This window comes from Alcanivorax sp., assembly GCF_014762765.1.
Taxonomy (GTDB): Bacteria; Pseudomonadota; Gammaproteobacteria; order Pseudomonadales; family Alcanivoracaceae; genus Alcanivorax.
Map to the genome: position 1 here is coordinate 19501 of NZ_JABURH010000102.1, position 11443 is coordinate 30943.

Consider the following 11443-nt stretch of genomic DNA (forward strand, 5'->3'; position numbering starts at 1 on the left):
ATCACTGGATGGCTGCATTCTAGAGGAGCGCAACCGGGCTGTTAACCGGAGGAACGGCTTAGATTGCCCTGACTTTATCAGGGCGCCACGGGTACCGGGCGCTCGAAACCGGCATCGGCCATGGTCTGGCGAACCTGTTGGCGCTGTTGATCATCCGCATAGGGACCGATCCAGACCCGGTGCAGATTGCCGGTAGAGCGAATTTCACTGCCCATGCCCAGTTTTTCAAGCAGGGCTTGTTGCATGCGCTCGGCAGCGGTTCGGTCCTGAAAGGCGCCGGCCTGCAGGAATAGTCGGGTTTTGGTGGCGACGTTTGGTGGCGGACTGTCCAGGGCGGCGCGAACGGCGGTGGGTACTTTGCTGGCGGGCACATTGGGTGCCGGGGTGGCACTGATGGCTTCTACTCTGACTCTGCCGGTACCGGCCTCCTCAATGCCAAGACGGACAGCTGCCGCCCAGGACAGATCGATAATCCGATCTTCATGGAAGGGCCCCCGGTCATTGACGCGAACCACCAGACTTTTACCGTTATCCAGGTTGGTGACTCTGGCGTAGGTGGGCAGTGGCAGGCTGCGATGTGCAGCGGTAAAGCGGTACATATCGAAGGATTCACCGCTGGAGGTGCGGTGGCCGTGGAATTTCTGGCCGTACCAGGAGGCAAGACCTTCGGCGCGGTACCCCTCGGCGCTTGGTAACACCCGATAGGATTTCCCCCAGACACTGTAGGTATCCGGATTGCCGTAGCGGCTGCGCGGTTCGTCTTTGGGCACGGGTTCAGGCAGCTGCGATATATCGCGGCGTTCTTCGGGGGGCATGTCCTGGTCCATGCTGTAACGGTCGGAACCGGGCGCGCCGTTATTCGTTGGCGTGCCGGATGGGCCCGGTGCAGTGGCGCAGGCACCCAGAAAGAGGGTTGCCAGTGTTGTCACGGCTAGCCGTTTCATTCCTCGCTCTCCAGGGCTACGGCAATGTCTCGGGACAGTTGTAGCACGGCCATGGCATACAGGCGACTATGATTATAACGGGTGATCACGTAGAAATTGTCGGTGGCTAGCCAGAACTCGGTGCCATGAATACCCTCCAGGTCCAGCAGAGCGGTGCGTGTGTCTTCCGGTAGGTCAAAACAGTATTCGCTGGTTATGCCGTCGCCTTTGCAGCTTATTGCCGTGGCCCCTGCTTTGCTGGCCTGACCTAGGGTGAAGGACGGTTTGTAGCCTTTTTGAGCCAGCGGCTGATAGCCGTTGCCTTCCACGCGGGCACGGGCGGCTACCGGAAGATCTGGCTGCCAGCGATGCTCATGAAAATAGTTGGCCACTGAGCCGATGGCATCCACCGGGTTGTTGACCAGGTCAGTGACGCCGTCGTTGTCGAAGTCCACGGCATAGGCTTGATAGCTGGTGGGGATGAACTGCCCGTAACCCATGGCGCCGGCGTAGGAACCGGTAATGGTGTTGGCGTCGATATGGGCCTGCTGCTCCAGCTCGAAGAGGGCCTTCAACTGCTTGCGGAAGAAACTGGCCCGGGGCGGATAATCAAAACCCAGAGTAGCCAGGGCGTCCACCACCCTGTAGGTACCCATGTGCTGGCCATAGCGGGTTTCCACACCGATGATGGCAAGAATGATTTCCCGGGGGACACCGTAGGTCTGCTCGGCCCGGGCCAGGGTGTCGGCATGCTCACGGGCAAATTCTACCGCTTTCTGTACCCGGCTCTCTTGCAGAAAGATTTTCTGATAGGTGGCCCAGGTGTGGGTTTTTTCTGCCGGGCGGGCGATGGATTCCAGAATTTTGGGCTGACATTCGGCGCTGCCCAGCACTTGTCGGATGCGCGCTTCGTCGCCGCCTTCGGCCACCAGCTCGCCAATCATGGTCTTGGCCTGGTCGCGTTGCAGATAATCATTGTTTTCCGGGCAGGTGTGTTCTGCCAGCACCGGCAGGGATGTGACTGTCAGTGCAGCGGCCAGAATACCTTGGTAGGAACGACGCAAAGGGGGATCTCCTGTTTTCATTATTCCCATAGACCGTGTCGGGGCGATTTGGTGCCCGGCAGAAGCAAAAAGGCGAATAGCCTGTTGCCAGCAGAAAGAAGCGAGCCGGAAAAGTGCTCTTGTCTGCGCCTTTCGCTTCTCGCTCCTGCTATTAGTAACTCATCAGCCGCCGATGGGTATGAATCGACATCAGCATGCCGAAGCTGGCCAGCAAAGTGACGATGGAAGTGCCGCCGTAGCTGATAAGGGGTAACGGTACACCCACCACCGGTAAGAGTCCGGACACCATGCCGATATTCACAAAAATATAAATAAAAAATGTCATCGTCAGGCTGGAGGCGAGCAAGCGTGAAAACGTTTCCTGTGCTTGCCAACTAATAAAAAAACCACGCCCTACAATGACAAGGTAGATCATCAGTAGAACGCTGACCCCCAGCAGGCCGAATTCTTCACTCAGGACCGCCAGGATGAAATCCGTGGAAGATTCCGGCAGGAAGTCCAGGCGGGACTGAGTGCCGTCCAGCCAGCCCTTGCCATCCACGCCACCGGAGCCAATGGCGGTTTTCGACTGGATAATGTTCCAGCCGGTTCCGCGCGGGTCTGCTTCCGGGTTGAGGAAGGTGTCTACCCGGTTGCGTTGATAATCGTGCATCACGAAGAAATACATCAGCGGTGCGGCGGTCACCACCAGAAGCACTGCAACGGCAATCAACCGCCAGGACAGCCCGGCCATGAACAGGACCACCAGTCCGCTGGCGGCAATCAGGATGGCGGTGCCCAGGTCTGGCTGCATACCGATCAGGGCGGCAGGGACGCCCAACAGCGCGAGAGCAACCAGTACATCCATCAATTTGGGCGGCAGGGTACGTTCACTGAAATACCAGGCCACCATGGCCGGCACCGCCAGTTTCATGGCTTCGGCGGGCTGAAAACGGCCGATGCCGGGAATGCTGAGCCAGCGCTGGGCACCTTTGGCTTCCGTGCCGGCGATCAATACCAAAACCAGCAGGGCCAGACCGCCGGTATAGAGAAAGGGGGCCCAGAATCGGTAGCTACGCGGTGGTATCTGGGCCAGCAGGAACAGGGCGGTGAGCCCGGCGCCGAAACGGACGCACTGGCGGACTATTATCTCCATGCTTTCGCCGCCGGCGCTGTAGAGAACGGCCAGGCCGCCCAGCATCAGTACCGCCAGTCCCGCCAGTAGGGGAGCGTCCAGGTGTAGCCGCATGGCCAGTCCTGGAGATAGTGTGGCGCCTGTCTGACCGGGCATCTGGCGGAGGTATTCACGCTGGCTCATGGGCTGACCTCGGCAGGGCTGGCGGGGGTTTCTTCAAAAACCGGTGGAACGTCCAGTTCCCCGCTTTCACTCAGCAGCCAGGCATCCATGACCTGGCGTGCCACTGGTCCGGCGGTAGAACCACCGTGCCGGCCGTTTTCCACCAGCACGCCCACGGCGATGGCGGGTTGTTCCGCAGGAGCGAACGATACCATCAGGGCATGATCGAGCATTCGCTCCGCCAGTTCGTCTTCGTTGTAGGTCTCATCCTGCCCCACCGAAAACACCTGGGCAGTGCCGGATTTGGCAGCAATGGCATATTGGGCATCCACGGCCATCACCCTGGCAGTACCTCTTGGGCCGGTGACCGACACCATGGCGTCGGTCATCTTTTCCCAGTTGCTCTCGTCGTTGAGAGTGATTTCGGTGCGCGCTACCGGTTGTGTATGCCCAGCCAGAGTAGGAATTACCTTCTTGCCGTGGCTTGCAGTAATGGCGGTGGCGGTGGCCAGTTGCAGTGGGGTCGCCAACACAAACCCCTGTCCGATACTGGCGTTGATGGTATCGCCATGGAACCAGGGACGATTGCGGTAGGCACGCTTCCACTCCTTGGAGGGCATGATACCGCTGGATTCGTTGTACAGGTCGATGCCTGTGGGGGCCCCCAGGGAAAACTGCGTCATGTATTCGTGCATGCGGGAAATGCCCAGCTTGAACCCCATATCGTAGAAATAGGTGTCGCAGGATTGCACTACTGCCTTGTGCAGATCCACTCGGCCATGGCCCCAGCGTTTCCAGTCCCGGTAGCGGTGTGGATCATTTTCCAGCTGGTAATAGCCAGGGTCGGAGATGGTGCGCTGCCAATTGGTAACGCCCGCATCCAGCCCGGCAATCCCCAGCATCGGTTTGATGGTGGAGCCCGGCGGATAGCGCCCCTGCAGGGCACGGTTGAACAACGGATTGTCCGGGTCGCCCTGATAGGCAGAATAATCCTTGTAGGAAATGCCGGTGACGAACAGATTGGGGTCGAAACCGGGACGGCTGACAAAAGCCAGTACGCTGCCGTCCCGGGGGTCAATAGCCACTACCGCGCCACGCCGTTCGCCCAAGGCTTCGTAGGCGGCTTTCTGGACACGCATGGACAGGCGCAGGCGCAGGTCTTCACCGGGCACCGGCGGCTGTTCTTCGAGTATGCGCAGAATTCGACCGCGGGCATTGGTTTCCACCTGGCGATAACCGACCTGACCGTGGAGCTGGTCTTCGTAGAAGCGTTCGATACCTGAGCGGCCGTAGAAGTGAGTCCCGGCATAATCGCGCTGTTCGTCCAGGGTCATGGCTTCCAGATCCTGGGCGTTGATACGGTTCACGTAGCCCAGTACGTGGGAGAACAGAATGCCGTGGGGGTAATGGCGGATCGGGTCGGCGGAGATGCGGATGCCGGGCAGGCGATGCTGGTTAACGGCCAGTCTGGCGATTTCCTCTTCGCTGAGCCGGCCGCGCAGTGGCACCGGTTCCCAGGGACGGCGGGCGGTCAGGCGGCGTTTCTGAAAGCGTTCCAGGTCACCCGCATCCAGCTCGATCAATTTGCCGAGTTCGCTGATGAGCTGGTCCAGATCGCCGGCCTGTTCGATGATCAATTCCAGGGAAAAATCGGGCCGGTTTTCGGCCAGAATAACGCCATCCCGGTCGGTGATCAGCCCCCGTGGGGGGGATACTGCCAGGGTCTGCACGCGGTTGTTGTCACTCAGGGTGGTATAGCGACTGTGCTGAATAACCTGCAGCCAGACCATCCGGCTGACCAGGATCAGGGTCAGCAGTAACACCAGAAAGACAGCCACGACCAGACGCACGCTGAAGATGCGCTGTTCGTGGTGGTGGTCTTTCAGTGTTAGTGGTCGGCGCATGGTGGCGTCTGCGTCAGGGGGCGAAGGTCAGCGATGATAGGGGTGCCCGGTGAGCAGCGTCCAGCCCCGGTACAGCTGTTCGGCCAGTAAAACCCGCACCAGCGGATGGGGCAGGGTCAGGGTCGACAGGCTCCAGCGCTCGTGGGCGCTGGCGGATAATTGTGGGCAGAGTCCGTCCGGCCCCCCTATCAAAAGCACCAGATCCTGACCCAGATCTTTCAGTTCGCCCAGTTTACGGCTGAGTGCGGGGGTGTCCAGTGCTCGCCCGTTAACCTCCAGTGCCACGATTTTGGCGCCAGGGTATTTTTCCAGGCGTTTTCGGATGGCGTCAGCTTCGCTGCGTACCTGGCTGGCGGTGTCACCCTTGCTCCGTTTGGGCAGGGGGATTTCTTCCAGTTCCAGGCGCATGTCCGGGGGCATGCGTTTCTGGTATTCGGCAAAGCCCTCGGTGACCCAAGCGGGCATGCGGGTGCCTACCGCCAGCAGGAAAAGACGCATTATTCTTTGTTGTCACGGTCCGGGTGATGCTGGGGATTGCGCCACAGACGTTCCAGGTCGTAGAACTCGCGGGTGGCGGGCAGCATCAGGTGTACGATCACATCGCCCAGATCCACCAGGATCCACTCACCGGTGTCCTGGCCCTCACTGCCGAGGGGCTCGTGGCCGGCTTTCTTGGCTGCTTCCACCACGTTGTCGGCCAGGGCCTTCACGTGGCGGTTGGAGGTGCCGCTGGCGATGACCATATTGTCGGCCACACTGGTAATTTCACGCACGTCCAGCTGGGTAATATTCTGGGCTTTGACTTCTTCCAGTGCGTCAATAACCAGTTGCAATAGCGGGGTGTCAGCGCTCATGAGGCCTCGTGTCTGATTCGGGGGAAGATGATTTGGCCACATTATACAGATGGTGGCGATGAATATGGGCAACAACTGCCGGGTCCAGGGCCGGGCAGTCGCCTTTTTCCGCCAGCGCCTGACGAATGGCGGTGGCGGACACATCCAGAAAGGGCCCCTGGAGCATCAGTCGCAGGCCACAGGCTTGTCGGACGAGACTGTCGGGGTCGGCCTCCGGGAAAGCGACCTGTACGTTATCCGCAGCCAGTGGGCTGTCCGGACGAGGCACCACAGCCAGGTGACACAGGGCCGCATAATCCTGCCACCGGTGCCAATGATGCAGGTTGGCAAAGCTGTCGGCGCCGATCATGAATACCAGAGGCCGATCGCCGATCTGCTCACGGTAGTGCTGCAAGGTCAGCAGGCTGTAGCTGGGGCCGGACTGCTTCAGTTCCCAGTCGTCGGGGATCAGCTGTGGATGGCCGGCACAGGCCAGTTCCAGCATGGCCAGACGCTGCTCGCCATTGGCCAGGGGTTGTGGCCGGTGTGGTGGCACCGCGTTGGGAAGCAGATGCACAAGGGCATGGCCGAGCACCTGGGACACCGACCGGGCCGCACTGATGTGGGCTCGGTGGACGGGGTCGAAGGTGCCGCCGAACAGGACCAGCGGTGTGGTGTCGTGAGTGGGGCGCACTACTGGCGGATGTGGCCGTCGCCCAGCACCACCCACTTCTGGCTGGTCAGGCCTTCCAGGCCCACAGGCCCACGGGCATGGATCTTGTCCGTGGAGATACCGATTTCCGCACCCAGGCCGTATTCGAAGCCGTCTGCGAAGCGGGTGGAGGCATTCACCATCACCGAGCTGGAGTCTACCTCAGTGAGGAACTGCCGGGCCCGGGTGTAGTTTTCGGTGACGATGGCTTCGGTATGGCCGGAGCTGTAACGGTTGATATGATCAATCGCCTCATCCAGATCCTTGACCAGCTTTACCGCCAGAATCGGTGCCAGGTATTCCTCGCCCCAGTCGGCCTCGGTGGCTTCCTGGATACCCTCGACAATGCTGCGAACTTGCTCACAACCGCGTAGTTCCACACCGGCATCACGGTATTTGGCGGCCAGTTCGGGCAGTACCTGCTGGGCAATGGCGTTGGCCACCAGCAGGGTCTCGGTGGTGTTGCAGGTGCCATAACGCTGGGTCTTGGCGTTGTAAGCCACCTTGATGGCTTTGGCGATATCCGCCTGATCATCGATGTAGGTATGGCAGTTGCCATCCAGGTGTTTAATCACCGGTACCCGTGCGTCGTTGCTGATCCGCTCAATCAGGCCCTTACCGCCCCGCGGTACGATCACGTCCACGTACTCGGGGTGGGTGATCAGCTCGCCCACGGCGGCACGGTCGGTGGTTTCTACCACCTGTACGGCTGTGTCCGGCAGGCCGGCTTCGCGCAGGCCCACACGGATGCACTCCGCGATGGCCTGATTGGCGTTGATGGCCTCGGAGCCGCCGCGCAGGATGGCCGCATTGCCGGACTTCAGGCACAGGGCCGCCGCATCGATGGTCACATTGGGGCGGGACTCGTAAATAATGCCGATGACACCCAGCGGCACACGCATCTTGCCCACCTGAATGCCCGACGGGCGATAGGCCAGGTCAGTGATCACACCCACCGGATCGGCCAGGCCAATGATCTGTTCCAGCCCTTCCACCATGGCGTCGAAACGAGCCGGGGTGAGTTCCAGGCGGTCGAGCAGGGCGGCATCCAGGCCGTTACTGCGGCCGTTGTCCAGATCCTGCTGGTTGGCTTGCAGCACCGCACTACGGTGGCTGCGCAGGGCGCTGGCGATGGCGGCCAGGGCCTTGTCCTTGTCACCGGAGCTGGCCCGGGCCATGGCGCGGGAGGCCGCGCGGGCCTGCTCGCCAAGACGTTGCATGTATTGCTGGATATCCATAGTTCTCAAAGCTGAAAAGTGGTTAAAGAGCCTGCTTGCGGTCTACACACCGCTGCGCCGGAGGCCATTTTTTCGTCAGGTTGTGGCGCCGGAGATGCAGTGTAGTCCTTCTACATCAATCACCGGCAACCCAGGCTGGCGGAAAAATGGTCCCGGCCCTTCGGGTTGCGCTGCAAATGGCGCCAGGTGGTGTTGCGGCCCTTGAACTTGGCCCACCAAGCCCTGCGGTCCGCGCCTTGTCTGGCGCCATTTTTCAGCGGCAACGCAGTGGCGTGCAGACCACAAGCAGGCTCTGAAAGGGTGATTATAACGACAACCGGTCCTTTACGCTTGCACACAAATGGTGAAGAATTGAAAACCTTTGCTACACAAGTCGTCCTAAGTTATTGATTTTGTGGTACGAGTGTACCGTTTGTGTGGCGCAAAACGGACTGCCTCATCCTGCCGGGTAAAGGGTAGCCGATACAACAAGAAAAAACTTGAACGGAGCCAGACACTTATGGCCATTCGCTACCAGGAATATACCCGCTCCGGCATTAAAGCCGCCCCGTTTCAGCTCTGGGTAGGTCAGTGGCGCATTGATTACCTGGCGTTCTCGCATCCGGACAATGCCCACAAACCGCCGTTGCTGGTGGTGGGTGGCGCCTTTCAGAATTTCACTTCCTACAAATATTGTGTCGAACGTATCTACCAGGATTTCCCGGTGGTGCTGGTGGACCTGCCGTCCCTGGGTAACAACACCCAGATCGCGCCGGACCTGAGCATGGAAGATCTGGCGGATCTGCTGTACGAATTCACTTGTCAGTCCAGTCTCGAGAAAGTGCACCTGATGGGCCTGTCACTGGGCTCCGCTGTTGCCAGCACCTTTGCCTACAAATACCCCCAGGCCACCGACAAGTTGATTGTGGCAGGTATTGTCACACGGCCACGCAAAAGCTGGCGCATGCTGGTGGAAGAATCCGTGCGGGTACTGGAGCAAGGCCGCATGGATGAATTCAGTCAGGCGGTGGTCCTCTATCTGGTCAACTACGACAAAATGAAGGAAACCGGCATCACCCCCACAGCCCGAAAGCTGTTTTACCGGCAGATGAAGCGGCTATCCGACAACGAGCGGGAGCGCTACAAGATCAATGGCCGCCGGCTGTTGTCCGTGGAAGGTCTGCTGGGCTATCCGGAGTGCGATACTCTGGTCACCACCGGTGAGTTCGACAGCTTTACCCTGCCGTGGGAAAACGCTTCGTTTGCCGAAAAATGCCCCAATGCCCAGTTCACGCTGATCAAGGGCGCCGATCATCTGCCGCAGCTGGAAAAACGAGAAGTGTCCCTGGACCTGTTTTCAACCTTTCTGCGTGGTGAGTCACTGGACACTGTTCAGGGTATTCGCCGTTTCGGCAAGGGCGAGTACCATCGCATGGAGCGCCGTCGTGCCGAGCGGCTGGTGCCATGCAACAACCACGGCCATGTGACCAGCGAATCCCGGGTGGGCGACCGCTTCCGGTTCAACAAGCCGGTGCAGGTGGTAGACATCAACTTCTTCGGCTGCCTGATCAAACTGAGCGAGCCCGGCTTTTCCATTGCCGACCATGCCCGTGACTGCACTCTCTACATGGAGAGTCCGGAGCTGAAACTGGAGCTGCTGGTATTCGATTACGATGATGCGGGTTACCTGCGCTGCCTGTTCAAGCACGGCAACATCCAGGCGGCGGAGCGCTTCACCGAACTGCTGAAAAACAGCGAGTACTTTCTGCGCCAGGACAGTGACGGGAATGTGCATCGGATTTATGGATAAGGTTGAGGCAATTAATAGTTAATAATGAATAATTAATAACTCGCGCCTAATTCTTGCCTGGTTGAAAAAAGAAGCCGCCCCCAGTCTCTGGGCGCGGCTTCTTTTCTGGGTCCTGATTTTTTAGTTATTCATTATTAACTCTTCCCCACGGTTGCTTCCATGATCCTCACCATCGGATTGCCCCGCGTCTTCGGTATCGGCAGCTTGCCGTAGTAGTCCGCCGGGTTGTGGATGGTCAGGCGGTGGAAGCCCAGGCTGTGGAAGTGGTCGATGGCTTCCATGTCGGAGTGAAAGTGAAATCCCACCTGGCTGCGCGAGACTGTACCCAGCATGCCGCCCAGTACCTTCAGGGTGCGGTAGAAGGGCATGCCTTTGTAGAGCGGGTAATTGTCGGTGAGGTAGGTGCCCTGCGGGAAAGTCCCGAGGGCGCTGGCCAGTTTGCGCCAGAAGTCGGAAATTACCTCCAGCGGGAAGTAATTCACCAGCCCTTCGGTAATCACTACCACAGGCTTGTTCTGATCCAGTTGGGCCAGCACATGATCCAGGCTGAGTTCCCCGTCTTCAGCGAAGATGTTGATGGGCTGCACGCGATGACGCTCGCTCAGTACGCCGTGTTCTTTCAATAGTTGCTGCTTGCGCAGGGCCATGTCTGGCAGGTCGGTTTCGATGTAGGTGAGTTGCGGATACTGCTGACAGAAACGGTGCCCCCGGGGGGACAGACCGCAGGCGATTTCCACCACCTGCGTCACCCCGTCGTTGATCAATTGATGAAGCCGATGATCAATCAGATGGTGGCGCTGTAGCAGAAAGGTGCGGATGTTGCCGCCGACCACATGGCGACCCACGTACTCGAAGGGGGCCAGGGCGCCATAAAGAAAGGCGCCGCCGCGGGTGCGAAAAAAGGGGGCGGAGATGCCGTCACGGGTCCATACATGGCCGGTGTACAGGGCGGTAAAGCTGATGGATGAAGTATCCCGGGGTTCACTCATTGTTGTTCTGGCTGGTTGTGGCAGAGGCCTGACAGGCTAGCAGAATTCCGCCATTGAGTGATGGCAATTTGTGCCAAATTGCCGGTGGTGTCAGGGTTCAAAGCACCATGGGCGATGCCACTGTATCGCGCTTCTCCCTGCCGCACAGGGTTTCTACCAACGTCAGAGCGAATTCCAGAGCGGTGCCCGGGCCTCGGCTGGTCAGGCACTGGCCGTCGTGGACCACCCTCTCTTCCATTCTACTTTTATCCGGCAGGGCGTCAGTGAAGGCCGGGTGGCCGGTTGCCGCGACGCCATCGAGAAGGCCGTGTGGGGCCAGAGCCACCGCGGGGGCGGCGCAAATGGCGCCGTAAAGGCGGCCGCTGTCTCGCTGGTCGTGAAGTTTATCGATCAACTTTTCGCTGTCGGCCAGGGCCTTGGCGCCGGGCATGCCACCGGGTAACACGATCAGATCGAAGTCGTGTGCCATCACATCGTCAATCAAGGCGTCGGCCCGGATACGGGTACCACGGGCGGCCACAATGTCAGGTGTGCCGGTAACGCTGGCCACGGTGACTTCCACGCCTGCACGACGCAGCACGTCGATCAGGGTGACGGTTTCGATGTCTTCGCTGCCATCGGCGATGGGGATCAGGGCGGTGGGCATAACAGCTCCGGATATAGCTACAAGCTACAAGCTACAAGCTACAAGCTACAAGCTACAAGCTACAAGCTA

Annotated in this window: 11 protein-coding genes; 1 reads left to right on the top strand and 10 read right to left on the bottom strand. The window is 59.5% G+C overall.

Annotated elements, in window-relative coordinates; translation table 11 throughout:
* Positions 1-77 precede the first annotated feature (77 nt).
* The 8 genes from HUJ17_RS05990 to HUJ17_RS06025 form a co-directional block, all read right to left on the bottom strand.
* Positions 78-944: a septal ring lytic transglycosylase RlpA family protein gene (locus tag HUJ17_RS05990; RefSeq protein ID WP_290509831.1), complete on the bottom strand. Its 867-nt coding sequence runs from the start codon at positions 942-944 to the stop codon at positions 78-80.
* On the bottom strand, positions 941-1987 hold the full coding sequence (gene mltB, locus HUJ17_RS05995) for a lytic murein transglycosylase B (RefSeq protein WP_290509832.1): 1047 nt from the start codon (positions 1985-1987) through the stop codon (positions 941-943). Before mltB ends, HUJ17_RS05990 begins: the two co-directional genes overlap by 4 nt.
* Positions 1988-2138: 151 nt before the next feature.
* Positions 2139-3284: a rod shape-determining protein RodA gene (rodA, locus tag HUJ17_RS06000; RefSeq protein ID WP_290509833.1), complete on the bottom strand. Its 1146-nt coding sequence runs from the start codon at positions 3282-3284 to the stop codon at positions 2139-2141.
* On the bottom strand, positions 3281-5167 hold the full coding sequence (gene mrdA / locus HUJ17_RS06005) for a penicillin-binding protein 2 (protein WP_290509834.1): 1887 nt from the start codon (positions 5165-5167) through the stop codon (positions 3281-3283). The genes rodA and mrdA overlap by 4 nt, the downstream gene beginning before the upstream one ends.
* Before the next feature lie 27 nt (positions 5168-5194).
* Positions 5195-5665 carry a 23S rRNA (pseudouridine(1915)-N(3))-methyltransferase RlmH gene (rlmH, locus tag HUJ17_RS06010; RefSeq protein WP_290509835.1) on the bottom strand — a complete coding sequence of 157 codons (471 nt, stop codon included), beginning with the start codon at positions 5663-5665 and terminating at the stop codon, positions 5195-5197.
* The gene (rsfS, locus tag HUJ17_RS06015) at positions 5665-6021 is read right to left on the bottom strand and encodes a ribosome silencing factor (RefSeq protein ID WP_290509836.1); all 357 of its coding nucleotides are present in this window, start codon (positions 6019-6021) and stop codon (positions 5665-5667) included. The genes rlmH and rsfS overlap by 1 nt, the downstream gene beginning before the upstream one ends.
* A complete protein-coding gene (nadD, locus tag HUJ17_RS06020) occupies positions 6011-6694 on the bottom strand; it encodes a nicotinate-nucleotide adenylyltransferase (RefSeq protein ID WP_290509837.1) in 684 nt (227 codons plus the stop codon). Before nadD ends, rsfS begins: the two co-directional genes overlap by 11 nt.
* The gene (locus tag HUJ17_RS06025) at positions 6694-7950 is read right to left on the bottom strand and encodes a glutamate-5-semialdehyde dehydrogenase (RefSeq protein ID WP_290509838.1); all 1257 of its coding nucleotides are present in this window, start codon (positions 7948-7950) and stop codon (positions 6694-6696) included. The genes nadD and HUJ17_RS06025 overlap by 1 nt, the downstream gene beginning before the upstream one ends.
* 499 nt (positions 7951-8449) lie before the next feature.
* Between HUJ17_RS06025 and HUJ17_RS06030 the strand changes: the two genes are divergently transcribed.
* Complete coding sequence (locus HUJ17_RS06030; RefSeq protein ID WP_290509839.1) at positions 8450-9739, top strand: alpha/beta hydrolase; 1290 nt, start codon at positions 8450-8452, stop codon at positions 9737-9739.
* 134 nt (positions 9740-9873) lie between these two features.
* On the opposite strand, the gene HUJ17_RS06035 is transcribed toward HUJ17_RS06030, so the two are convergent.
* Entirely contained in the window at positions 9874-10728 is an 855-nt protein-coding gene (locus HUJ17_RS06035; RefSeq protein ID WP_290509840.1) for a class I SAM-dependent methyltransferase, read from the bottom strand.
* A 97-nt stretch (positions 10729-10825) separates the two neighbouring features.
* A complete protein-coding gene (locus tag HUJ17_RS06040) occupies positions 10826-11374 on the bottom strand; it encodes a DJ-1 family glyoxalase III (RefSeq protein ID WP_290509841.1) in 549 nt (182 codons plus the stop codon).
* Positions 11375-11443 lie beyond the last annotated feature (69 nt).